We start from the raw sequence: 23,577 nt of genomic DNA, 5'->3' as shown, positions 1-23,577 counted from the left end.
GAGATCTCGCTCCTACTCTGATTTAATAGATGTGTTCTTGTCCGGGAGGGCCGGTGGCGACAGTAGGAGAGAGGCTTCGTGGAACACGCATCCGTTGGGGGCTGTCTTTAGAGAGGTAAAAGAGAAGAGTGAGGGCCTCGCCAAGGCATGGGGTAGTCGGTCTTATGAGATCTCCAGCAGTTGGCTTGCAAGATTAGAGCGGGGAACTGATGAAATGACGGTCCCTCCAGCGTCCCCTCCGACACGATCCCTCACGAGTCGTACTGCAGAGCCACAACCCCTATATTCCCCTCCGCGGTTGCACCCGGTGCCACCCCATACTCGTTGGCCACAAACGCGTACTTGCCATCCGGTGACATCACAACATCGAAGCAGCGCCCGAAACGGGCTGCCATAACCGCCAGTCGAATAAGTAACGCTGGAGGCCGTCACCACCGGCGTCGCCGCTCCTGAAGGCAACACCGTCACAGTGGTGTCCGCCGCGCTCGCGTACGAAGCCGTATTCGCGGGCGTGAAATTGGCCGTCAAGGTATCCGTTCCTACGGCCAGCAGCCCCGCCGGCACGCTCACCGCCTGTCCGCCATTACCAAAGATGGGAACGAGGCGTAGTTTCCGCTGCTCAAGACCACCGAGCCCGCAGGCGCCCCGGCACTCGATGCTACCGCAACCGCGACGCTCAGAGCCTGCGCGGCGCTGATGCTTCCTGAAGGCGACGCCGTGACCGTCACCGTCGGCGTCACCAGTTCCCGTCATCGGTGGGGTCGTGCTGCCACCCGAGGAGGTTCCACTCGCGCAACCTGTTGTGAGAGACAAACCGAGGGGCACAGTTCCAAGCAGAAAAGCCCGAAAAAAATCCGAGCGCGAATGGCCCAGTGCCAGGAAAAGGACGATACATCCGCCTCATTCCCAGAAAGGCGATCGAGTAAACCATCGTCAGTAGAATCTGACACGCGAAGAGCGTTCTGTTATCCATCCGCGAGAGCCACATAGTCTTGTGCAAAGTGCAATAACGCGGTGCAGCAGTTTGAACGGATATGAGTAGAGGTTGTGGCGCATCCGAAAATCCCGCGCGGCTGGTTCAGCTGGTTGTACCTGCTTATATTGATCGGCAATCAGCGATAAACCGAGAGGAGGAGAACGATTTAACAGCCGAGCTCGACGGGAGACCGTCGCCGCCAAAACAATCTCGCACCCCGATACCCGGCATTCGCCGAGACCAGAAATCCCGGAGTGCTGTTCCATGCGATTGGCTGCAACTCCAGCTGGAACCGCGCGGCTGAGCCACCATAAGCACCAGGCTTCACACTCGCAGGCCAATTGATACGGTGTTCTGCTTGGACCAAGATTCCGCGAGCAACACCCTCGCCGGGTATGCGTGAGGCGGCTCCATTTTGGGTCGGCGTGTGGATTAAATTCGACTGCGATCTGGTCCGAGCATAATTTTGGAGCTAGAATAACCTCGTATCTGATGGCACACGTTGAGTTAGTCCAGCATCGGAGAAAAATGAAGCTGTTTGATGTATGTACGTTTTTCCTTATAGCGACCGTCTGTGCGAGAGGATATCCATTTCCTTGGAAGCGTCTCTACATCTGCATGTCATTGCACGGAACGTTACTGTTGTGGTCAACAACATTCTTCTTCGTCTTTGCCGCTTGCGCCATTGCCTGGGTCAGGGATCGGCGGGAATAGGGCCGATCTCTGTACTACAGGGTCCAATTATGTGACGTCGATTCTACCCGTCTGAGGGCAAAGAGCCAGTAATAGATGCCGGGACCAGCTTTTCTGCCAGATCAAAACAGTTCTCACCGACTAGATCGAAAGATCTTTGCCACCCTGCCAGTCCGACCTGGCCATCGAAGAACATCGGAAGTAACGTATCCAGCTCTGGTACGAGGCAAGAGCCGGATACAAATGCGCGGAGCGGTCCAACACCAAGGCCATTCAAACGATCAAAGAAACGCGTATCGGATGATGGCGAGATACGGCTGTGACGCTGAAGATCTTCCAGAAAATCTTCGACATCATCGAGCTCGCCCTCCGAAGTGGCTCCAATCTTACCTCTCCAATTTTGCAAAACATACCCGGTCAGAACGTAGGAATTTTGCATATGAAACCGCAAGATCACGATAAAAGGCACTCCGTGTGTCCGGAGTTCTGAGTTTGTGTATTCGAGAATCTGATAATCGCAGAGCGTCATTTTCACTGTTCTGGCCAACGAAAAATCGAGATCCAGCCCTATCATTTTGGACAAGCTCGATTAGGTTAGATAATCGATGGATTAATACCTCCATCAGGCTTCTCAAGTCACCGTTATACCATCGGGCAGAAAGAATTGAGGTGACCCAAGAGAGGACATCTGGAAGAACGGTCCGAAAGTGGGAAATCCAGGAAGAAACGACCTCGTCATGCCAGAGTTCGGAGTAAACGGACGATTCGAGATGGAGGGCCGCTCCCGGCCGTTCTTGAAAGTTCCAATCAGGGCCTCCAAACATGGGGCCGTGGTCGATGAAGAAAGCCTCCTGAACATTGTCGTCCGCCGATCTCCTGAGGAGAACAGCCCAAACGTCTAAGATGTACATTCCCCAAAATGCATCCCTATTCTCAATCGATTTGATTTTCGAGGGACTGATGTACTCTGACGGCCGTTGTGGACCAGATGGTTAGCCCACAAGCAGGCTTCCAAAATGCAAGCCGGCATCCGGACGCTTTCTTCCTGATGGGAGTTCGAACCAGCAGTCCGGCTCACTATCGATGAAGTGATCGGACAGGTGAATCAACATACTTTCAAGTACGGGAAGTCCGACTGCGCCTGAGATGACGCTACCCAGAAATTCATTGGCCACGATATTCGGCCCCTGCGGATTGCCAGCCATTTCTACGACGTAGAATCGATCGTCGTCGCATTCAAACAGAATTGATTGAGAACCACCTTTCGTCTTCCGAATATATTTGTTAGCAGAGAGAAAAACAGTAGAACAGGGTGCTCTTCCTCATAGAAGGAATCAAACTCAACGAAACTCAACGCATTCCTCCATCTTGATGATTAGGAGGCTACATGGTAGGACCATGATTTCGCTAGTGGGATATTCACAATAGTTCGCAGTTCTATATCACCTATGCGTGAACCCTTGACTTACCACTACCTATAACGGCTCGCAGGCACTTTCCAGGGGGGCCTCCGCTTCGGTAGCGAACACCCGGTTGAAAGCTTACAGTGCTGCAACTGGGTTGCTGGGTGTTATTCCAAGGGCCTTGGAATAACGTGCGCATGAAGGTTTTGCTCAGCGACTAATTTAAGGCTTTCTTCAAAAAAATCGAATAAAGGGCTTGGTCATCAGTTTTGATTGGCAACGCGTCTGATGCGTCATGTGATCAACAGTTCCATTCACGCATGCACACGCGCACAAAGGAGGATTCGACACCCACAACTTATACGCACCCATTTGATTTTTGGCGCTTTATTACACGTTAAAAACCGCTATCAACTTTGCCGACTCGCGTCGAAAGCGACGCGACGGTTGCACAAGCCTAACAGCCGTTTACAAAGACACGGCCAGCGACGTACTGACGCGCCTAAATCATCAGGCGCCGTCGAATGTCTTGGTTTATTCGCAAGAGAGACAAGGCTAAACACGAATCAGGACGGGGAACAATGATGAAAAATCAAGTAAGCAACACTAAGCGTACAGTGGACCGCCGTTCCTTCATGAAAAGCGGTCTTCTTACAGGAGGCGCAGCTACAGTCGGCGTCGGCTTGTTAGCAAATGGAACTTTGGCCCACGCACAATTTGGGGTAGGAGACGGTAGGCTCGATGCGGGCGATATCGCTATCCTCCGGTTTCTTGCAGCGGCAGAGTTGCTCGAGTCGGATCTTTGGACACAGTACGCGGAACTGGGTGGCCTCACGCCGAACCAACTTCCCCTGGAGGTAGTCCCTGCCCCTCCAATGAACACCTACCAAGCTGCATTTCTGAACCTCGATGGAGATGGTCCACAGTACATCAGCAGCAATACGCTCGATGAAGTGAGTCACGCTACCTTCCTCAACGGCTATCTGGAATCCAAGGGAGCCGAGCCGGTCAACCTGGACGAGTTTCGTACATTGCAGGGAAGTGCTGCTACAGGGTCAACAGGCATCGGACGCCTTACGAACCTTATGCACCTCAACGTGGACACCAGCTGGTTCGTTCGCTACCGCAGTGCAACCAATCCTGACTTTGGCGCCACGTTTCCGCAAGCTATCAACATCAATAACCGTACCGCTATTCCCATCACCAATGCTGATTTCAAGGATACTAATCACATTCAGGTGATAGCGAATATAGCGGCCTTTCACTTCGGATACATTGAGCAGGGGGGCGCCAGTTTGTACGCAGCCTTGAGTCAAAAAGTGAAACATCCGGAGGTGCTTGAGATCACCCTTGGCATCGGAGGAGACGAAATCGCTCACTTTCTCGAGTGGGTCGACTTCGCAGGCAACGGAGTACAAGCCCCTGTTGCTCCGGTGACGGATCGGGGCTTAACATTCCCTGATTTTTTCAACAATCCCCCGCTGCTTCCGCCCAACTTGGTTCAGCCAAACCTGATCTTTCCAGTCCCTTTTGCGAATTCATCAGCCCCAACCTGCCCCACTGCGCCGTCATTCGTCCTATAACCGATAAATTTGGAGGCGCAGTCGCTACGATAGAAAGCTTCACCGCTGATGGACTCTTTTTCGGTCAGACCACGAAGTTCCTCAGAACACTGCAGGAGCTCGCTGGTGCAGCAGATGCGGCCAGACGCTAACCTCAATAGTCTTATATTCGAGATAAATCGGGGGCCTTCGATAGTCGGCCCCTGATATTTGTAGAAATCCAACGAAATTGAAGTGCAAGTTATCTGAAGTAATAACAAAAGGTTGACCGAGAAGCGCAAGGTGATCGAGTATCCAGCCGGCTGAAAGGCGTGATTACCAATGATTGAATAGCGGTGTACGAGGCCACTATTTCACAGAGGACGCTTTCCTTTGGCTCTGGGAAGAGTCGCGCACGGAAGAGATTGGTTGCGGTGGATGTTGCCAACATATAGGACAACGCGGTATTGGTAAAACCTGTCACAGGTTCCTGATATCGATGTCCGCGTGTGGTGTGGCGTGTAACCCGTGGCCCTCGACCGGTTCTCGAGAACTCGCGGAAGATCCTGTCATTTCGTCCCAGGGAAGTTGCCCACAACAGCAGTATTCCTGCACATCTTCTGATAAGGCTGAACGACGACCCCGATATTCGAGTCCGAACGTTAGTCTTCAAGAACACAGCGCACAAACGAGATGAAGTTTGCTCCAATTGCGAGAGTGATCCGTAAATCAGTGAGTTCTGAACTGCGTTGTCCTTCTTACAGATCGTCAATAACTCCAATCGCGAATTTGAATCCCGCACGTGGCGGCGGCGCACTCGAAGCGTCCGATGTAATCAGCCGAATACTAGAAGCCCCAGGCGAAACCGAGTGCAGCCCCACCCACATTTCACAATGCGAATAGATTTGATACCCCGCCAGTTCTCATCTGAGCCATCGGTAGAATTTATTTCCATTCGCGCGGAATAAACTGCACGGCGCCCGGTTTGAATTAGTGAGGGAACTCCAATTCACTCGAATCTTACTGTCGACCTTGACTCAAACTCATGCAAGTCATGCTCGATGCCAATTTGGGCAACAGGCTACAGGCGGCACATGCATGGCGACTGATCGGAGCAGACAAATGAAGACATGAAACAACGCCGAACAGAACTGCTCGGGCAAATCTGGAGAGGTCGATCCAAACAAGTGACCAATCAACTACTACGTTTTTGAGCAAACGATAAACAAGGACGAATATGATGAACGATCAAGAGAAAACGGCAACAAATTGCATCGGCCAGTGCGGGCAGAAACTTTCTCAACAACTTAGGCTGCTAGCTTTTTTTCTGTCGCTTTTACTCCTGTTTACCTCAGCAGCCTTCGCGCAGCTGACCACCGCCGACATCCTCGGAACCGTCACCGACGCCACCGGAGCAGTCGTTCCCAACGCAACCATTGTCCTCACCAACACCGGGACCAACGAGAAGCGCACCTCCACCTCCAACGGCTCCGGCGACTACAGCTTCAACATCCTTCCGGTCGGCCACTACTCCATCTCCGTTAAAGCCGCCGGATTCCAGGCTCAGGTCGTCAGGGATCTCTCAGTAGAAGCTGGGGATCGCGCCCGCAATGACGTCCACCTGCTCGCCGGTTCAACCGACACCGTAGTCGAAGTCACCGCCAGCACCCCGCTCCTCCAGGCTGACAGCGCTACCGTCAGCTCCACCGTGACGGCCAAGGCAGTGCAGGACCTGCCCCTCAACGGCCGTAACTTTGTTCAGCTCGTAGCTCTCGTCCCCGGTGCCAATCCCGGAGCAGGTAACTCGCTCTCGAGCGGTGGCCGCCCCGACGATCGTCGCACCAATGCCGCTGGCCTCTCCGTCAACGGACAGGACGAATCGCTCAATAACTGGGTAGTTGACGGGATCGACGACAACGAGCGCGTCATCGGATCAATCGGTGTCAAGCCGAACGTCGAGGGCATCCAGGAGATCACGATCGAAACCAACAGCTACGCTCCTGAAGCAGGTCGCACCGCTGGCGGCGTCATCAACGTCGTCACCCGCTCTGGCACGAACGCGTTCCACGGTTCGGTCTACGAGTACTTCCGCAATGACATCTTCGATGCCCGCAACTTCTTCCAGAGCACTGGCAACAAGCCTGAGCTCCGTCAGAACCAGTACGGCGCCTCCATCGGCGGCCCCATCTTCCGCGACAAGACCTTCTTCTACTTCGACTACGAAGGATTCCGCCAGGTCACTGGTATCACCTACACCAAAACCGTCCCAACTCTTGCTGAGTACGACGACATCCACAGCCTCAACGGCGGATCTCCGCAGGCCCTCTTCTCAACCGAGAACGGCACAGTTCAGGCAGCTGCCGCAGGCGCAACCATCAATCCGATCGCGCTGAATTATCTGCAGCTATTCCCCGCTCCAACCAACGGCAACCTGACTAATAACTTCATCACCAGCCCTAACAAGACGCAGAACTCCAACACCTACGACGCTCGCATCGACCATAAGATCAGCGATAAAAACCTGCTCTTTGCGCGCTTCGCCTACAACACCGTCGATACCTTTACCCCCCCAGGCCTGGGCACGCAAAACGGAATCCAAATCAGCGGCGGCAGATTTGACTTCGACGGCCCGGCTACCGATATCGCCCAACAGTACGAACTGGGTTACACCCACATCTTCACCCCAGGACTACTCATGGACCTGAGGGCAGGGTTCACCCGCATCAACAACCTCTCGCTCCCGCTCAACTTCGGTCAGGGGGCCGATCAAAAGGTTGGGTTCCCTGCCAGCCAGACCAGTTTTAGTCCCTTCGCCGACTCTCTCACCCCTTTCATAGTCGGGCCGTTCTCTGACCTCGGCGATGGTGCCTTTGTACCACTTCAGGACATCGATAACAGCTTCCAGTACACCGGTACCGTCAGCTGGACCAAGGGCAACCACAACATCAAATTCGGTGCCAGCCTCATCCGCAGGCAGGCTCGCAACGTACAAAGCGCCTCTGCGGTTGGTCAGTATAACTTCGGCCTGCAGTCGGACTCCGACGCCAATCTGACCACCCAACAGAACAATCAACTCGCTTCGACTTTACTCGGGGCCTTCAACCAGCAGCAGCGTGCCTTCAACCTCACCCCACCCGACTATCGCAGCTGGGAGCCAAGCGTCTTTGCTCAGGATAGCTGGAAGGTCACCCCGAAGATGACTGTGATCTATGGTCTTCGCTATGACATCTTCACCCCCTTTACCGAAGCCCATAACCACATCTCCAACTTTGACTATCTGCAGGCGCTTTCAGACACTCCGGCCACCGTATCGAGCGCTCTGAAGATCGCCGGTGTCAACGGTGTCAGTGACACTGCCGGTATCCAAACTCAGCACAACAACGTAGCTCCCCGTGTTGGCTTCGCCTACTCGGCAACCCCATCCATCATTATCCGCGGCGGTTATGGACTCAGCTACTTCCCCGGCAACTACACCTCTAACGGCGACCTGAAGAACGTCCCATTCACCTCGTCTAACGTCCCGTCCTGCCAATCCACAACCGCAATTGAACTCATAACATTAGCGCCCGCAAATAACGGAACTGTCCCAAAAGGGCAGAACGGCGATTGCGCGGCTCAGGGCCAGAACGGAAACTTGAGCCAGGGAATTCTGCCCCCTACGCCTTATAGCGCAGCTCAAATAGCGAACCTATCTTCAATCAACGGCCTTTCGTTCACCGCTGAGCAGACGAACTTCAAGAGCGCTCTCATCCAGCAGTTCAACCTGCAGGTCGAGCAGCAGATCGGCGCCAACGTCTTCATCATCGGCTACGTCGGCAATATCGGTCAGCACTTGCCTGAGTCGATCAATAACATCAACCAGGCCCTGCCCTACAACCCGTTGGCTCCTCTGGGAAGTGCTGCAAACCCGGTTGGTGGTGTACGTCCCCTGGCTGCCAATGGCAACCTGACTAACCTGAATGGTGTCAGCTATCTCGCCACTGAAGGTGTCTCCAACTACAACGCTCTGCAAACCTCCTTCCAGCGCCGCTTCACCAAGGGGCTGGCATTTGATGCTAACTACACCTGGGGCAAGGGGCTTTCTGATACCAGCACCTTCTCCCAGCAAGGCGATCAGGGTTGGAGCAACGCGCTCCCAACCAATATTCGGGCTACCGAATATGGCAACACTGATACTGACATCGCAAACCGCTTTGCTCTCTCGCTCAACTATGAGCTGCAGTACGGCAAGAGCTTCACCGGCATTAAGAAGACTTTCCTTTCAGGATGGGATGCCAACATCATCTCCGTCTGGCAGAGCGGAAAGGTCTTCTCGATCGACCAGAGCGGATCTGGTGTAGACAATCCAGTCGAAAGCGATGGCATTGCACATGGCTTCAACAACCGTGCGGTCCCCCAGAACAGCGGTGGAAATGATCGGCCTGACACCATCAAGGATCCCCGCCTGGCCCACAAAACCAATGCGGAGTTCTTCGACGTGACGGCCTTCGCTCCTCAGCCTCTCGGAACCATCGGGAACACGCAGCGCAACTCTCTGTTCGGACCTCACTTCCGCGATGTCGACCTCTCAGTCTTCAAGAACTTCCCTGTTACGGAACGAGTGAACCTGCAGTTCCGTGTAGAATCGTTCAACATCTCCAACACACCTAACTTCTTCATCGGAAACAACAACACCGGCAATCAGCAGTTTGGTAATGCTGCTTTCGGAAGCATCACCCAGACCGATCCAGGCTACAACCCACGCCAGTATCAGTTCGTTCTCAAAGCGCAGTTCTAACCAACGCACCACAACCACCCGTCGGCGAAGAGGACCCCTCTTCGCCGACGGGTTCTTCCTTCTTAGCGTGATGCCTCGTTTATCTCAGGCGTTCATTTGACTGATTCGATCACCTAGCCTTGCTATGTAGTCACATCGACCTGAATCTCTACGTCTTGCGGAGTATATCCGTCTCAAAGATGGAGGCGAGGCGGCTACCTTAGAAACTCGCTCTATCCGATGTTTGCGTTTGATACTCCAGCTGTACTTGATCCCCTTCGCCGAAAACCCATGGAAATACTTTGGCCTAGGCGATCGCTGCTGTTTCTCCTCGTCGGACTGTATAAGTCAACATCGCGCGAAGCGCCTCCGGTCGCCGGTGCTCGACCAAAAGACATGTTGATTGACAGATATTCGGCTGATCGACATTCATACCAATGTTTCAGACGCTGTCATATCTTGTCATACATTGCTCCATGCCATGCTTGACACCTGTGCGCCACGCTCCTCACGCTGTCGGATCTGAAAGATCAGTCATTCGACTGAATTCATCGTGGGGAAATGCACGATCACATCGCTCGAAAAAAGGTTAATTCAACCGCACATTACTTTTTGAAGACCTGCATCAGGAGCTCTGACTGAACCTCATTCAACTGCTTTAGTGTCACTTCCAAAGCCGATCGGTCTTCATACGCAGCTGCGCTGAGAATGCCTTTGAGCCGAAAGGAGGCGCGCCGCATGAGCAGCTAGGCATCTCTTAGCTTCTTGCTGTCAGCGGTAACGCCGGCATGGATCTTCTCGGCATATTGCTGCACGAGCTGGATGGTCTGTGAAGCCTGCCCGGACTCACCGGAGTGGAACTGCTTGCCGGCCAGATCCGTCATCTGGCTCACGAGCTCGGCATAGAGGAAGCATATGTCTCTCGGCGGAGCTTGATCCGCTTTAACGTGAAGCGCGGCGAGAGCGGTTGCACTGTCACCCTCGGCTAAGGCGGAAGCGTAGGTACAAGTCAGCGAGAGGATGGCTATAACTATGGCAGTAGACAAGAATCGCATCTTTCACCTAACGAACAACACTCTAAAGACGCACAAGTTTTCTAAACCGACGCGCACCTCGTCCGGTCCCTTCGGAAGGCAAAAGATTCAGCTAAGGATCTCTGCTGCACCTCAATCAATTGAGGCAAACGGGCTTCGTGTCTATACGAGATGAAAGGACAGCGCCAGCCGTTGCCACTAGTCAACCGAAGCGATGAGGTTGGAATCCTCCACGAAGGCACTCGAACCGCAGGCCACTACTGAGATCCGATGCGAACGCGAGTCCGCACGTAGTCAACCAGGGTGCTGCTCACAGCGCAACAGTGACAGTGTTTTCAGGAAGGTAATCAACGCCTGTTTTTCTTCGGGACTCAACTCTAAAACGTCTGGCGGGCTGCTGACGGAACAACCGAGGAAAATGCAAAACGGGGAATGGAGCGCCGCGGAAGTGCAGAGAGTCTGTTGGCCTACTCCTTCTTGGAGAATCAAGGAGCGCACCTAGGACTCTTGGGAACAAGTCTGGCTTCAGACATGTGTCGCGCTTAGTGTGCAAATTATTGAGGGAGCATTAGGAATAACGGTGACCTTACTCAGTTTTATGTTGCAGAGGAGATCACTATGTTAGTCAGTAATTTCAAGTCCTACTTCCACGACGCTTCCCCGACGCTTCGGAGAGCTTCAGTTTTTTTTAGCGCAAGAGCCGGGAAGAACTGGTTCTACCCAGTTGTACTCGTCGCCCTCACTGGGGTTTTATCGATCGGGGCCTTAGCACAAACTAGCAGCACGTATGTGCAGACAAACATCATCTCGGACGGTGCGACAGTAAAGGCAACTGTAACCGATCCCACATTGATCAATCCCTGGGGCGTTTCAGTCGGTCCAGCTATTTGGATCGACAAGGCTGGCAGTGGCTCGGTGGCGGTCGACACCGCCGCTGGCGCCACTGCGGTACAGTCGCTGCCGTCGGTCACGATACCGGCGGCAGCTCCCGCGCCGGCGCAAGGCAGTCCGAGCGGCACGGTATATAACAGCAACAACGCAATCTTCGACATTCCGGGCAGCACATCGGCCTTGTTCCTCTTCGGCACCCTTGACGGCACGATCGCCGCCTGGAATGTGAACAGCGGGACGCAAGCGGTGACGGTGGTCAATAACTCCGCCAAGGCCTCTTACACAGACATCGCGCTCGACACCAACGCAACTGGAACGTTCCTGCTTGCGGCTAACTTCAGACAAGGCACCGTAGACGTCTTCGACAGCACTTTTGCTGCGCACGCTCTTACGGGTAGCTTTGCCGATCCGACATTGCCCGCGGGTTATTCGCCCTTTGGTATCCACAGCATCGGCGGAAACGTCTATGTGACCTATGCCCAGGTCAACGCCGCAACTGGTGAGAGCGTGGGCGCAGGTCTCGGCTATGTCAATGAGTTCGACAACAATGGAAACTTCATCGCGCGAGTCGCCAGTCAAAGCGTATTGAATGCGCCGTGGGGGATGGCGCTTGCTCCCGCGGGTTTTGGTAGCTTCGGTGGCGACCTTCTGATCGGCAACTTCGGAGACGGCGTGATCAACGCTTTCGATCCCAAGACGTTTGCGCTCATCGGCTCGTTGAACACAAGCGCGGGCACGCCAATCGCGAACATTGGCCTGTGGGAGATATTCTTCGGACAGAACAGCGGCCAGACCACAACGTTGGGCGATCCCAACACCCTGTACTTCGCGGCCGGTATCAACGGAGAGAAGGGCGGTCTCTTCGGCTCGATCGCGGTCGCCCAGCCGGCAGCGGCCAACTTCACCCTTCAAGCGTCCGCCAGTTCGGTTACAGTCGCTACAGGGCAGACGGCCGGGAACGTGACGCTGTCACTCGCCGCAGCGAACGGGTTCACAGGCCCTGTGACCTTTTCCTGCACACCCGCCTCGGTCACCTGCACCTTCAGTCAGCCGTCGGTCACGCTTTCCGGCTCTGGAACAACCTCGGTTACGGTAGCCATCGCTCCAGCAGCCACAGCAGCTCCACCACCGACTGGCGGTGGTTATAACAGATCTTCCAATCATCCTGTCAATTTGTTCCAGTCGCGGGCCGGGATCACCCTAGCCTTCATCGGCCCGGTTGGTCTGCTTGCATTCGCCAGTCTGAAACGCAAATCGATCCTTGCACGCGGATCTCTCTTTGCTCTCCTGCTGGTGGTGACTACGGCAGCAATCACCGGTTGCTCTTCGTCAGCATCTCCGCAACAGGCAGCTAGTACAACTCCCGCGGCACCCGCTTCGACACAGGTTACGGTCAATGCAATCTCGGGGGCGATTACACAAAGCGTCACGGTCACCTTCACTGTGCAGTAGCCTAAATTTCGCGCTAACAAAGGGCTGCCTAGAGGCAGCCCTTGCCTTTGCTGGAGAGGGAGTTTATAGACGTTTGTGCATAGTAATTCAGAGCCAGGGGCTAAGAAAAGCTTAGTCTGTTGCGGGAGGTGAGCGTCAAGCTACTACGGTTCAAACGATGCCGAATGGCGAGCATCTTTCGCAGCGTCTGTCGAAGCCGCATTGCCTGCCCGTGGATAGGTCGTGATCCCTGAGTGTTGAAACTGATGATCCGGCAAATTAGTTGTCATGAAAGCCTAAAGTAATTTCCCCAAAAGAAATTCACGAATCGTGCTGTGAGCCTTCCAGAGCCCTCATTGTTTTGGCCAGGATCTGTTGTGGAGATAAATGGCAACGCGAGAGCATCTCAACTGCGAGCGTGAGAGCCATTCTCTGCTCCCCGAAAAGTGCTCTCCACATATTCTCTTGATTTGCCTGAAGCTCTTTGCGTGTCATGAATGTGCCCTCCTGCAAGGGGTTAATTGGACCCAGTTCGCCGGCAATTAGTGTGAGCTCTCTTCGTGATGTGCAAGCAAGAGAAATTGGCAAACCACCTTCTAGTCTCTCGTTCACGTCGTCCTTGGATCTTGAGGTACCGGATCTGCTGTTGAGGCAATTACGCGGGTTTTTGTATTTGAACTAGAACTGCTAAAAGGTTGTCGAGGTCGGCTGGGTTGACATCACTGACGGCGACGATGCGGAGATCTGGTGTGGTGGCGGTGTGGATGGTGAAGCCTGCGCGGGTGCTCGACAGAGTGGAGAGGGTTGAGTTGGTCGATCGTTGTATGAGGAAGATGGAGACCTCGTGTTTGTGGATGGTAAAGAGGAGCAGAGCCGCGGGCTGGCCGTTGAGGTAGGTAAGGTCCGCGCCTTTGAGAATCGTATCTGATGGTAGGACGGCGGTGTCGGGAAGATTGAAGCTGAAGGGCAGGCGGCCCTGGAACCAGGGTTTGACCGTGTGACGGTCGGAAGAGATGACCTGTGGAGTGGCTGCACTGGAGAGGGTGGCGAGGTGCTGGTCGAGGAGTTCGGCCGCAAGGGTATTGGTTTGATGAAGCTGACGCCAACTAAGGAGTGAGATGGTCAGCAGGATGGCTGCGGCGAGGGCTGCCCAAGCTGCGGGACGGATGGAGTAGAGGCGAGCTGGCGTTTTCGTTTGCGGCTGCGGGTTTGTTTGGGTCAAAGGATTTGTCTGCAACTGCGATTGGGAACGGAGTTGTGCGGCGAGGCGGCGAAGCGCTTCGGGCGGCGGAGCGAAACGGTGACCAGCACGTGCGGTAGCGGCTTTGAGTTGCGTGGCGGAGAGGACACGCAGAGTGCAAGCGTGGCAAGTGGTTAGGTGCTGCTCCGCTCCTTGGCGTTCGGCGGGTGAGAGTTCGCCGTCGATGAAGGCGTTGAGTGTGTACGAGTTGAGATGTTCGGTGATTTGAGGCTTTTCATTCATAGGGATTCCCCAAGCTGCGGCTGCAAAAGTTGGCGGAGGGTACTGCGGGCGCGCGAGAGGCGCGACATAACTGTACCTATGGGGACGTCAAGGATGAGGGCGATGTCTTTGTACTTAATCTCATCAACCTCGCAGAGGAGCAAAACTTCGCGGAGTTGTGGTGGAAGCTGCTCGAGGGCGATGTGGAGAGCGGCAAGGTTGTCGAGACGGATGAGATTGTCTTCCGGAGTGGAACCGCCGCCGGTATCCAGTTTTTCAGGATGGTCTTCGAGGTAAACGGTGCGGGAGGCCGCTATACCGGTGCGCGTGGTGAGAAAGGTGTTGCGAAGAATGCGGATGGTCCAGGCCTTGAAGTTGGTACCTGGCTGGAATGAATCGAAGGCCCCGAGGGCCTTTGAGAAGGTCTCTTGCACAAGATCTTCGGCCTCGGCTTGATCGTGGGTCAGCCAGAAGGCGTGGTTGTAGAGCGACGGAAAGAGCGGGAGCGCAAGTTGTTCAAAGGTGTCGCAACGACTAGTTTCAGAGAGCATGGTGCGGTATGCCTCAACCTGACTGGAGTTACGGTCTATGGTCCACGGAGCGGAACCAGACATGGGGTTACCACGACCATGCTCGTCTGCTTTCGGGATCATCGCAAAGTCGGGCGCACCGGATGGCCGAAGGCTGGAGATGCGGGCGATGTGTGCGGTTGCAGGGGTCATGGTGTGAGGGTGAGCACGAGGGGGAGATCAAGAATGGCGCCGAAGCGCACGGTCGAGCCCCCAACTAAAGAAGAGTCTGCATCACATACCTCCTAAAACGGAGATGAGACAGATTTATTCCATGCTTTTTGAGCTTTTCTAAGAAGGAATGTCAAACTCGGCGGTTATTCAAAGAGGCGAAGATAAGCAAAGTTTCGAACGGATAGCCATTGAACCGGGCCACCCGAGCTCAGGTGGGAAATTCAGTGGACTGTGTTGAGGAAGCAATTGCCGTCGTTCCAGCCGCGAACCGGAGCACATCAAAGTTAGCTGCAAAGTTATCCGCGATACATACCGGTCGCCAGCATAGTATGGTTTCGGACTTACGTAGATCGCGATGGTGCGGTGCCGAAGCTCCAGGCATAGATCAGCGGCTGTCCCAAGCCCGTCGAACCGCTATCGTTGAACCTGACCCTCATGCCCGTTGTCCTGGAGTACGACCACGGCTTCCCCGGCGAAGTTAAGGTCTCGGGATGTGAGCGCTCATAGGGACGGTCGAGCAACCAGCGAGACGAGGGAAATGCCAAGGATGGCAGCGACACGCACGGGTCAAACCTCGTGGCTGAACCGAAGTCTCTAGGCCGCATCTCTGTAACCAAATTGCTGCTGGATTATTCGACGCGATTTCTTCTAACGGGCGGAATAAAAGCTCGCTTTGCCAGTTTAGACCATACAGGCAATCAAAATCAGATGGAGATTGATATGAATCAGTTCAAGGACGACGAAGTAGTGCAGGAGAACGAAGGTGTTACGAAGCCCGTGGGCGATGGCATCGACCGGCGCAATTTTCTGGGGTGCATGGCATGGGCCGGCACAGGGCTGCTGTGGTCGATGGTTGGCGGTGTGCCAACGTCAAAGTTGCTGGCCCAGGCGGTGAAAGGCGGTGGTGGCGCCGGAACTGCAAAGGTGGAGGATTTTTCTTTTGTGCAAATCAGCGACTGCCATATCGGGTTCAACAAGGGCGCGAACCCGGATGTGACAGGAACACTGAAGAAAGCCATCGATCGGGCGAATCTTGTTCCTTCAGGAATGAAGGCTCCCGACTTTATGCTGCACACGGGCGACATCACGCAGAACTCGAAGGCCGCGGAGTTCGATACGGCCTCCGAGGTGATCAAGGGTTTCAAGAGCGAGGTGTTCTACGTTCCTGGGGAGCATGATTTTATCGACGATGGGGTGCAGTACAAGCAGCGTTTCGGCAAGGGCGCGGTGGGCAATGGCTGGTACAGCTACAACCACAAGGGCGTCCACTTTGTGGGCCTGAACAACTGCGTGCAAGTAGATGCGATGGGGAATATGGGCGATGACCAATTGAAGTGGCTAAAGTCTGACCTGGCCGGGTTGAGTCACTCGACTCCGATCGTTGTTTTCGCCCATATTCCTTTGTGGATGGTTTATGAGAAGTGGGGATGGGGCACGAAGGATGGAGAGCAGGCACTCGCCATGCTGAAGCCCTTTGGTTCAGTGACGGTTCTGAACGGTCACATTCACCAAGTGGTGCAAAAGGTCGAAGGCAATGTGGTCTTCCACACCGCGATGGCGACGGCGTTTCCGCAGCCTGCACCGGGAGCGGCGCCGAATCCAGGGCCGATGATGGTTCCAGCGGGCAAGTTGGAGAGTGTACTTGGAGTGACCAAGGTAAAGGTCGTTCGAGGACGTAGCCATTTGGCTGTCGTCGATTCGACACTGGCGGAGACTGTCTAATGCGCCCGTGGACTGCTGCGGCACTGACCGTAGCCGCAATAGTGGCCTTGGGGTACGTTCATCCGTTTGGGAATCCGCGTGCCGAGCCGGCAAAAGGACTCGGCACGCTGCTGGCGGGTGCGACTATGCCCGCAGACGCGAAGGCGGTACTTGTGAACAAGTGTGCGGACTGCCATTCGAGCGAGACTCGCTGGCCGGTGTATGCGCGGATCGCTCCAGGATCGTGGCTGATTGAGCGCGACATCGTTGAGGCACGCAAAAAGATGGATCTCTCACACTGGGAGGAGATGCCGGCGGATAAGCAGCAGGTTTTGACTGCGAAGATCTTCGAAGAGGCAAAGAGCGGGGACATGCCTCCGCTGCAGTATCGGTTGCTGCATTGGACTGCGAAGCTTTCCAAGACTGATGTGCAGGCGTTATCGATGCTGGGCAAGAGTGCGAGTGGGAGCGAGGCGGCTCTTGCTGGGGATGGCGATGCTGTGCAAGGCAAGGCTGTGTTCGAGAAACGTTGCACAGGCTGTCATGCGATGGCTGTTGATCGTGAAGGACCGAGGTTGGCAGGAGTCTATGGCCGAAGGGCCGGAAGTATCACGGGATTTACATATTCCGCGGGCCTGAAGAATTCTGGCGTGACTTGGAACGATGCGACCCTGGAGAAGTGGTTGAGCGATCCCGATTTGATGGTTCCCGACAACAATATGAGCTTCAGCGTTCCCAAGGCAGAAGAGCGGAGGAACTTGATCGCTTACCTGAAGCAGTAGTGACAGGTTGACTAAAGGTCGCAAGAAGAACGTATGTTGGATTGGTTGAACGAAGTAATTGGCGAGGATTTGATTGCCGTATACGAAGGTCATTATTGCACCGAGGACGCTGTCATTTGGCTTCGGCAAAAGCCTCGGACAATCGGCGAGTTGCGGTCTGAGGAAATCGACTGGCTGCGGTGGATGGCTGCAAGTACCAATAACCCAGATTTACTTGAAAAGCTGTCACAGGATTTTGATTCCGATGTCCGTATGTGGGTGGCGTGCAACCCTTTGACCTCTCGACTGGTTCTCGAGAAACTCGCAGAAGATCCAATCGTCTTCGTCCGTAGAGGAGTTGCTCAAAACAAAAGCACACCCCCGCATCTACTAATAAAACTAAACGCCGATCCGGACACTCAAGTCCGAATCTTGGTTCAAACGAATACGACAAACAAGCGCACATTTCAATTGAGTTAATAAGCGGCTAGCGCGGCGGCGGCTTTTCATATCAACAAAGATACGTAATAGCCGGATGACATCCCCGGTAGCACCTAGAGAAGGTGCCCCAGTATGCATGGACGACGATGCCTTGGTGTTCATGCATACGATAAGCCTCGAATCGAGTTTGGAATTAGTTGATCAACTGAAACTTTGAGCGCAAGACTATTTCCCGAACTGTGGACGTTCGCGTCACGTCCATTCCTGCGCATGAGTAAAGCAATCAATCGCAAAGGGCACGGAACAATCACCCTAAAATCTGGGTGGGGAGCAAAGTGGAAAAATCCTGTACGCCCACGGGAATCCCACAAGGAAACTGCAGCCGTGCAAACTCTCTTGCTCCTGGGGGGATCTCGGAGGATAGACATGGTTAGTTTCACTGTTCTCGTGGGCGTCCGATCGTTTCGCTCTGCGTCGAAGCTAAGTCAGATGATGGCGCTTCTATCGGGATTAGGTGTGAGCATTGCTCTGAAACCAAAACGCTAATCTCGTATCTCTTTCTCCGTCGTCCGGTAGTGGTTCAGAACAGGCATTTGTGGCTACCTACATCGTTCCCAGAGGTGTAACGGATGGGCGGTCGTTTTCTCTCTTTATAATGAGCGGTGCTGATCCGGGAAGTAAGACCGGATGGTCGTCAGATCAATGCATTTTTACCTATAACGTTAGCTCTGGCGTCATCCAGCTGGCCCCGGACTCGGGGGGTGAATTCCTCCCACGACCGCAGCCACCAAAACTGCTCAAAGTGTCAGCAACTCTCAGTGCTCGGTGCTGGCCAGTCTATCTTCCGCAAAAATCTCCGGTGACAGCGTGACGGTTAGATTTTTTGTAGAGTTCTCAGCTTCATTCAAGGGATCTAAGCAACTATATGTGTCGAATGATAGTAACGATTGGACAGGAGATACAAGTCCACCGACCCAAGTCGGATCTTATAACGTTACCGCTAGTGTGTCACCGGTACTTATTCAACCTTCTTCCGGTAGTGGCTCAGCGAGCAGACATTTGCGGCGATATATTCAGACGCAACCTCGCAAATTAAATCCGCTTTCTTGAATCCAAAGATTTCACGAAATAACACCGTCGCAGCCAACGCATGCAAGTTGCGTAGACACAGGCGGCAGTGCTCATGGCTAATCTCCTCTTTTTGATAACTCGACAAAAACTGTAGACGTTGATCAAAGATCCGACTCTCTTTCCATGGCATACAATATCGTCATGCGTTGCCCAAAGCTGAGGACCCGTAGCCGTTGCGCTTCGCTGCAAACCGTGTCTCCGGTCTGTTGTAACGGAAGTGCTAAGTACGCTCAACGGAGAGGCCACCACCTTCGACCAGGGCTGCCTCGCCGCCGCGCCCAACATCTCGAACCTGCAGACTCTCACACCGCTGTCCTTCAGATCCAAAACTCCAACTGCAAGTCGGATGTGATCGATCATTACAACCTGCAAGTGGAACAGCAGTTTGGTGCGAACGTCATCATCATCAGGTACGTGGGCAACATTGGGCGTCACTTCCGCAAATCATCAACGATATCAACCAACCCGCATCATCTTCAATCTGAGCGATCAGCTCCTCTGGAAGCCATTCTTGCATATACCTTTTCGGACGTAGAGTGAGAGATTCAACGCGAACGTCACGAATACAAACTCGTCTGCTTCCTAAAAAAATCTATGCCCATTCGGTCAACCACCGAAAGCGGCGTCGAATCTTCTTCCCGCTTCCCGGGAAAAAGTGGCCGTGTCCACTATGCGATAGCCGAATTCTGCTTCCATATCGTTTATGCTACGCAGCCAAGTCCTCACGTTTGGAATTTCCGGATTTGAGAAAGAACGAGACTCCAGCCACTCGATCATTCGTTCCCGTAGCTCACAAATTCCATAAGTTGTGGGCTCGTTGGGCCGGGAAAGCGAACCCATCCGGAAGTAGTAGTCATACCGTGCAGCGGATACATATGCGATTCCTGGAATTTCCTCCAATAGCAACAGCCAGAAAAGAAAGTCTTCTCCATAGTGCAGGCCTTCTGGCCACCGAGCAGATACAATCCTGCTATTGATGGCGACAGTCGCATATCCCAGACAATAGCGAACGGCCTCGCGGACAGTCATGAGGCAATCAGCGGCAGGCCGTAGAGAAAGGGGGATCTCATCGCCGCTAATTGGGTCAATTAGTCGAACCGCGCCAACGCAAGCACCGGCCGTTTCGAGTACTGGAACAATACGGGCAAGGTAATCCTCTGCATATCGGTCGTCCGCGTCAAGGTGAAACAGCAAGGTGTATCGCGCATTTTCGGCCCCGATATTACGGGCCGCCCCAGGCCCAGCTGCTGTTTTCCCGGTTGAAACGAAACGCAACCGTGAGTCCTCAATGCCGTGCGACCTTAAAATTGAGCGGTAGTCTAGGCCATCATCGGAAACGACAATCATTTCCCAGTTCTCATGGGTTTGCGCCAAAATGCTGCCCACGGGTATTGCGATAGTTTGCTCTGCGCGATAAGCCGGCGTGATGACAGAAGCAAAGGTCATAAATCTCCGAAGGCGAGCTTGATCGGCTCCACAAATAGCAGTGTGATGTTGAGGTCGCCGTTACGATGCCGCGGCGATCTGGATATACAGGAAGTTCTCCCGAACTGTTGTCTGTTACTCCATCATTTGCGGCACCGTAACGAAGCTAAAGCCTTGTTCGAGATATTGACGGATGATCTTATCCGTCGCCACGATCGTCTGCGCGCGGTCAGCACGGAGCCCAAGATGTCCGCCATCGTGCAAGAGAATAACGTCGCCGTTCGTTATCTGACGGGCAACCTTCGCCTCAATTTTCCAGGCAGGACTGGGTTGCCAGTCATAGGCCATTACGCTCCACATTACCGTCGAGAGTTCCAGTTCGGAAGCAATCTTGATCACTTGCGGCCGCCGACGTCCATACGGCGGACGAAAAAGAGTGGAGTGCTCGCCCACCGCACTTTCGAGCGCCTCGCGACATGCAAGCAACTGCGCGCGCACCTGATTGCCTGAGCAGAAAATCAAATCGGGATGCTTGGCGGTATGGTTCCCAATGACGTGACCCGCTCTTGCCGTAGCCCGGACAATTTCCGGGTGTGCGGCTACATTTCTGCCGATCATAAAGAATGTGGCTTTACCGCCGTGCTTATCCAGAACCCCGAGCAAAGCAGGAGTGGATCGATCATTGGGGCCACCGTCGAACGTTCGCGCAAGCTGTTTTTCATGGCGTTTATTGTCCGTAAAGGTTGTGCCAAACAGCTGCGACCGCGGAGCTATCGCGTTATAGCCAAGCACCGACGCCGCGGTCATGACTGTGGTTGATGCAAGAAGTCCAATCATTGATAGTCAGGAGTCCTCAGCAGGTTGTTCTCGCATATTGACGAACTCTTGAATAGAGTCCGTGGTGGGACACAGTTCGCCTGAGGGCTAGTCTTCCTTGATCAGAATCGAGATCGTCTTGCGGAAGTCCGGGTTTCCACCCGCTTTCGGTCTCGATTAGCAATTCCGTAAATTTCTCCATGAGAGACAGCTTCTGATCCGAGTAAGTAGGTCTTTATAAGTGGGGAAGTTCAAGAATGGCATAGTGCGGTTCTCATTGTGGACACAACTCCTCGTTTCCCGTGAGGCGGAATTGAGATATCGCCTATGTGTCATAAAACTAACGAATTGACTTTTTATTCCAGGAATTTTCAAAAGAGCTCTAAATGCAGGAGGAGGCACCCGCGAGCGTGCCGTGTTGCTTCATCGATACCGTACTTGACGACGCGTTGGTGGCGCTGTCTCCAGATGGAAGGCCGAACTTCAACCTCGTCCAGAATTTTAAGTCCGCCCAGGCCCTCACCCACTACTACGCCTTCGACATCTTCGTCCATAAGAACAAAGACGTGCCCCAGCTACCGCTCTCGAAACGGCGTGAAATCCTGTAATCATGGAAACTCTCGCCTTCGTTAAGAAACAAAGGCTGGAAGGCGTCGTTGCCAAACGAGCGGACAGCGTCTATCAACCGGGCGTGCGTAGCGGCCTCTGGTCAAAGAACCGCATCAACCCCCGGCCATGACTTCGTCATAGGCGGTTACATCCCGAGCAATCTGGGGATTGGATTCACTCGTCATCGGTTTTTATCGCGGCGAGGACAGTGCCTTGGCAATCGCGCCGTTCAGATGCGCTTGCAGTCCTGATTCATTCGCGAATGTATCGAAGATACCGAATGTGGCCGGTCCGACGCGAAAGGCAAACCATGTCGTTGTTCCTGCTTCTTGCATAGCCAATGGTTGTGCGGATTTCAGAAACTCTTCGGCCTTGCCTTCTTTACCTGGTCGCGCTTCCAGTGTGGCTAATTTGCAAAACGGTCCATATCTTCTCCCAATTTCTTGGTTCATGTGGTGTGGTGTGGTGTGGAACAGAAATACTATCTCTGGTCCTCTTCGGTTTCCATCGCTGGCCCTGACCTCGATCTACAGAGCATCGACTTGGTTGAGCAATGGGCCATCATATGATGGCCCATTGCGATTACAGTGCAGCGATACCGTTGAAGCCCACCGCCGCGGTGAACCCAGGAATCTCATCCACTTCCTTCAGCGTGCCGTTGGACTGGATGGCAAAGACACCCACGGTTCCGGTCATCGCGTTGAGCGAGTATAAGAACTTGCCATCGCCACTGGTCGTGATGTCAAGGTTCGTGGCGTTCTCCGGGTTGGTTGCGACGACAGAGGACGACGTGAGCGCGGTCAAGGCGCCGCTCTGGCCGGTCGAAAATCCGGAGATGTTCGAAGTACCGGCATTCGATGCATAGACAAAAGCGCCATTCGGAGTGATTGCGTTCCAGCAGTTGGCGTCACCGTTGGTCGTCAAGCTCTGCGTGACAGCGGAAAGCTTTCCATTCGAAAGCACTGTGTAAGAAGAGATTGCAGAAATGGTGGAACCCGTCTCAGAAACAATCAGCTTCCCATTGGGAGCGAACCGTCCTGAGAAGGCTCCAACCCCAGCGCTCGGATTGACCACAAGAGCGCCCATCCCAGGATCAGCGCGGATTCGTCTGATCTTTCAACGCGATGCCAACGGGCGCATCGCCGGATACTGGAGACGCCGCGAAGATCGCGACCTCATCTTCCGCAAGGTTGCCTAGACTTACTCATCCGCGCCTATGGATGCGCGGGTTTCGGGGGAAGTCGTCGAAATCGGCTTCGCGACGAGGGTATGCGACTTAAGACCATCATGAATCTCGGCGCAACCAAACTGGAGGTTTTCTCCGTCGAAGGATTGACTCTTCATCTGCACGTCATTGCACGGAACGTCTTACTCTTGTGGTCAACAGTCTTCTTCTTCGTCTTTGCTGCCTGTGCGATTGTCTGGGCTAGGGATCGGCAGGAATGGGGCTGATCTATCTAATACAAAGACCAATCATATGACGTCGATTCTACCCGTCTGTCGGGACCAGCTCTCCTGCGAGATCGAAACAGTTCTCACCGACTAGATCGAAGGATCTCTGCCACTCTGACGGTCCGACCTGGCCATCGAAAAACATCGGAAGTATCGTATCCAGCTCTTGTACGAGGCAGGAACCAGATACAAACGCGCGGAATGGTCCAATGCTAAGGCCATTCAAACGATCAAAGAAACGCGTATCGGATGCGGCTGTGATGCCGAAGATCTTCAAGAAAAATTTCGACATCACTGAGCTCGCCCTCCGA

At 54.0% G+C, this 23,577-nt stretch carries 20 protein-coding genes; 8 read left to right on the top strand and 12 right to left on the bottom strand.

Annotated elements, in window-relative coordinates:
* Positions 1 to 162: 162 nt before the first annotated feature.
* From RBB76_RS17240 to RBB76_RS17230, 3 genes are all read right to left on the bottom strand, one after another.
* Positions 163 to 813, bottom strand: coding sequence for a hypothetical protein (locus tag RBB76_RS17240; protein ID WP_429628931.1), 651 nt, complete (start codon positions 811 to 813; stop codon positions 163 to 165).
* Positions 814 to 1,733: 920 nt separating this feature from the next.
* Complete coding sequence (locus tag RBB76_RS17235) at positions 1,734 to 2,243, bottom strand: hypothetical protein (RefSeq protein WP_429628930.1); 510 nt, start codon at positions 2,241 to 2,243, stop codon at positions 1,734 to 1,736.
* Between the two features lie 418 nt (positions 2,244 to 2,661).
* On the bottom strand, positions 2,662 to 2,874 hold the full coding sequence (locus tag RBB76_RS17230) for a hypothetical protein (RefSeq protein WP_429628929.1): 213 nt from the start codon (positions 2,872 to 2,874) through the stop codon (positions 2,662 to 2,664).
* Positions 2,875 to 3,707: 833 nt separating this feature from the next.
* Here RBB76_RS17230 and RBB76_RS17225 point away from each other — a divergent pair.
* Positions 3,708 to 4,655 carry a hypothetical protein gene (locus RBB76_RS17225; protein ID WP_429628928.1) on the top strand — a complete coding sequence of 316 codons (948 nt, stop codon included), beginning with the start codon at positions 3,708 to 3,710 and terminating at the stop codon, positions 4,653 to 4,655.
* Positions 4,656 to 5,850: 1,195 nt separating this feature from the next.
* On the top strand, positions 5,851 to 9,390 hold the full coding sequence (locus RBB76_RS17220) for a TonB-dependent receptor domain-containing protein (RefSeq protein ID WP_429628927.1): 3,540 nt from the start codon (positions 5,851 to 5,853) through the stop codon (positions 9,388 to 9,390).
* A 584-nt stretch (positions 9,391 to 9,974) separates the two neighbouring features.
* Here RBB76_RS17220 and RBB76_RS17215 read toward each other — a convergent pair.
* Complete coding sequence (locus RBB76_RS17215) at positions 9,975 to 10,109, bottom strand: hypothetical protein (protein ID WP_429628926.1); 135 nt, start codon at positions 10,107 to 10,109, stop codon at positions 9,975 to 9,977.
* 6 nt (positions 10,110 to 10,115) lie between these two features.
* Positions 10,116 to 10,415 (bottom strand): hypothetical protein, encoded by a 300-nt coding sequence (locus RBB76_RS17210; RefSeq protein ID WP_429628925.1) that lies wholly within the window; start codon positions 10,413 to 10,415, stop codon positions 10,116 to 10,118.
* Positions 10,416 to 11,021: 606 nt separating this feature from the next.
* Here RBB76_RS17210 and RBB76_RS17205 point away from each other — a divergent pair.
* Positions 11,022 to 12,746, top strand: coding sequence for a TIGR03118 family protein (locus RBB76_RS17205; protein WP_433963449.1), 1,725 nt, complete (start codon positions 11,022 to 11,024; stop codon positions 12,744 to 12,746).
* Between the two features lie 634 nt (positions 12,747 to 13,380).
* Here RBB76_RS17205 and RBB76_RS17200 read toward each other — a convergent pair.
* Positions 13,381 to 14,208 carry an anti-sigma factor family protein gene (locus tag RBB76_RS17200; protein ID WP_429634853.1) on the bottom strand — a complete coding sequence of 276 codons (828 nt, stop codon included), beginning with the start codon at positions 14,206 to 14,208 and terminating at the stop codon, positions 13,381 to 13,383.
* A complete protein-coding gene (locus RBB76_RS17195) occupies positions 14,205 to 14,909 on the bottom strand; it encodes an RNA polymerase sigma factor (RefSeq protein ID WP_429634852.1) in 705 nt (234 codons plus the stop codon). The genes RBB76_RS17200 and RBB76_RS17195 overlap by 4 nt, the downstream gene beginning before the upstream one ends.
* A gap of 741 nt (positions 14,910 to 15,650) precedes the next feature.
* Here RBB76_RS17195 and RBB76_RS17190 point away from each other — a divergent pair.
* Genes RBB76_RS17190 through RBB76_RS17180 form a run of 3 tightly spaced genes read left to right on the top strand, consistent with a single transcriptional unit; the run spans position 15,651 to position 17,872 of the window.
* On the top strand, positions 15,651 to 16,652 hold the full coding sequence (locus RBB76_RS17190; RefSeq protein ID WP_429634851.1) for a metallophosphoesterase family protein: 1,002 nt from the start codon (positions 15,651 to 15,653) through the stop codon (positions 16,650 to 16,652).
* Entirely contained in the window at positions 16,652 to 17,413 is a 762-nt protein-coding gene (locus RBB76_RS17185; RefSeq protein ID WP_429634850.1) for a heme-binding domain-containing protein, read from the top strand. Before RBB76_RS17190 ends, RBB76_RS17185 begins: the two co-directional genes overlap by 1 nt.
* A gap of 33 nt (positions 17,414 to 17,446) precedes the next feature.
* The gene (locus RBB76_RS17180) at positions 17,447 to 17,872 is read left to right on the top strand and encodes a HEAT repeat domain-containing protein (protein ID WP_429634849.1); all 426 of its coding nucleotides are present in this window, start codon (positions 17,447 to 17,449) and stop codon (positions 17,870 to 17,872) included.
* A gap of 1,698 nt (positions 17,873 to 19,570) precedes the next feature.
* Here the strand turns inward: RBB76_RS17180 and RBB76_RS17175 are convergent.
* Positions 19,571 to 20,410, bottom strand: a complete 840-nt coding sequence (locus RBB76_RS17175; RefSeq protein ID WP_429634848.1) for a glycosyltransferase family 2 protein — start codon at positions 20,408 to 20,410, stop codon at positions 19,571 to 19,573.
* Between the two features lie 114 nt (positions 20,411 to 20,524).
* Positions 20,525 to 21,226 (bottom strand): polysaccharide deacetylase family protein, encoded by a 702-nt coding sequence (locus RBB76_RS17170; RefSeq protein WP_429634847.1) that lies wholly within the window; start codon positions 21,224 to 21,226, stop codon positions 20,525 to 20,527.
* A gap of 365 nt (positions 21,227 to 21,591) precedes the next feature.
* On the opposite strand from RBB76_RS17170, the gene RBB76_RS17165 reads away from it, so the two are divergent.
* A complete protein-coding gene (locus tag RBB76_RS17165) occupies positions 21,592 to 21,813 on the top strand; it encodes a hypothetical protein (protein ID WP_429634846.1) in 222 nt (73 codons plus the stop codon).
* A 2-nt stretch (positions 21,814 to 21,815) separates the two neighbouring features.
* Positions 21,816 to 21,944, top strand: coding sequence for a hypothetical protein (locus tag RBB76_RS17160; RefSeq protein ID WP_429634845.1), 129 nt, complete (start codon positions 21,816 to 21,818; stop codon positions 21,942 to 21,944).
* 61 nt (positions 21,945 to 22,005) lie between these two features.
* Here the strand turns inward: RBB76_RS17160 and RBB76_RS17155 are convergent, their stop codons facing one another.
* From RBB76_RS17155 to RBB76_RS17145, 3 genes are all read right to left on the bottom strand, one after another.
* A complete protein-coding gene (locus RBB76_RS17155; RefSeq protein ID WP_429634844.1) occupies positions 22,006 to 22,266 on the bottom strand; it encodes a putative quinol monooxygenase in 261 nt (86 codons plus the stop codon).
* Between the two features lie 130 nt (positions 22,267 to 22,396).
* Entirely contained in the window at positions 22,397 to 22,900 is a 504-nt protein-coding gene (locus tag RBB76_RS17150) for a beta-propeller fold lactonase family protein (RefSeq protein ID WP_429634843.1), read from the bottom strand.
* A gap of 114 nt (positions 22,901 to 23,014) precedes the next feature.
* A complete protein-coding gene (locus tag RBB76_RS17145; RefSeq protein WP_429634842.1) occupies positions 23,015 to 23,158 on the bottom strand; it encodes a hypothetical protein in 144 nt (47 codons plus the stop codon).
* Positions 23,159 to 23,577: the final 419 nt, after the last annotated feature.

Origin of the sequence: Tunturiibacter psychrotolerans (genome assembly GCF_051013365.1) — a bacterium.
GTDB lineage: Bacteria > Acidobacteriota > Terriglobia > Terriglobales > Acidobacteriaceae > Edaphobacter > Edaphobacter psychrotolerans_A.
The sequence above is the reverse complement of the archived record's forward strand: the minus strand, read 5'-3'. Positions and strand labels throughout refer to the sequence as shown.

What these genes read in the sequence shown, in the direction of transcription:
- RBB76_RS17145 (WP_429634842.1), bottom strand. Translation starts at nt 23,158, where the DNA reads ATGAAGAGTCAATCCTTCGACGGAGAAAACCTCCAGTTTGGTTGCGCC.
- RBB76_RS17165 (WP_429634846.1), top strand. Translation starts at nt 21,592, where the DNA reads ATGCAGGAGGAGGCACCCGCGAGCGTGCCGTGTTGCTTCATCGATACC.
- RBB76_RS17195 (WP_429634852.1), bottom strand. Translation starts at nt 14,909, where the DNA reads ATGACCCCTGCAACCGCACACATCGCCCGCATCTCCAGCCTTCGGCCA.
- RBB76_RS17220 (WP_429628927.1), top strand. Translation starts at nt 5,851, where the DNA reads ATGATGAACGATCAAGAGAAAACGGCAACAAATTGCATCGGCCAGTGC.
- RBB76_RS17225 (WP_429628928.1), top strand. Translation starts at nt 3,708, where the DNA reads ATGAAAAGCGGTCTTCTTACAGGAGGCGCAGCTACAGTCGGCGTCGGC.
- RBB76_RS17200 (WP_429634853.1), bottom strand. Translation starts at nt 14,208, where the DNA reads ATGAATGAAAAGCCTCAAATCACCGAACATCTCAACTCGTACACACTC.
- RBB76_RS17230 (WP_429628929.1), bottom strand. Translation starts at nt 2,874, where the DNA reads ATGGCTGGCAATCCGCAGGGGCCGAATATCGTGGCCAATGAATTTCTG.
- RBB76_RS17190 (WP_429634851.1), top strand. Translation starts at nt 15,651, where the DNA reads ATGAATCAGTTCAAGGACGACGAAGTAGTGCAGGAGAACGAAGGTGTT.
- RBB76_RS17205 (WP_433963449.1), top strand. Translation starts at nt 11,022, where the DNA reads ATGTTAGTCAGTAATTTCAAGTCCTACTTCCACGACGCTTCCCCGACG.
- RBB76_RS17160 (WP_429634845.1), top strand. Translation starts at nt 21,816, where the DNA reads ATGGAAACTCTCGCCTTCGTTAAGAAACAAAGGCTGGAAGGCGTCGTT.
- RBB76_RS17235 (WP_429628930.1), bottom strand. Translation starts at nt 2,243, where the DNA reads ATGATAGGGCTGGATCTCGATTTTTCGTTGGCCAGAACAGTGAAAATG.
- RBB76_RS17175 (WP_429634848.1), bottom strand. Translation starts at nt 20,410, where the DNA reads ATGACCTTTGCTTCTGTCATCACGCCGGCTTATCGCGCAGAGCAAACT.
- RBB76_RS17215 (WP_429628926.1), bottom strand. Translation starts at nt 10,109, where the DNA reads ATGCGGCGCGCCTCCTTTCGGCTCAAAGGCATTCTCAGCGCAGCTGCG.
- RBB76_RS17170 (WP_429634847.1), bottom strand. Translation starts at nt 21,226, where the DNA reads ATGATTGGACTTCTTGCATCAACCACAGTCATGACCGCGGCGTCGGTG.
- RBB76_RS17185 (WP_429634850.1), top strand. Translation starts at nt 16,652, where the DNA reads ATGCGCCCGTGGACTGCTGCGGCACTGACCGTAGCCGCAATAGTGGCC.
- RBB76_RS17155 (WP_429634844.1), bottom strand. Translation starts at nt 22,266, where the DNA reads ATGAACCAAGAAATTGGGAGAAGATATGGACCGTTTTGCAAATTAGCC.
- RBB76_RS17150 (WP_429634843.1), bottom strand. Translation starts at nt 22,900, where the DNA reads ATGGGCGCTCTTGTGGTCAATCCGAGCGCTGGGGTTGGAGCCTTCTCA.
- RBB76_RS17180 (WP_429634849.1), top strand. Translation starts at nt 17,447, where the DNA reads ATGTTGGATTGGTTGAACGAAGTAATTGGCGAGGATTTGATTGCCGTA.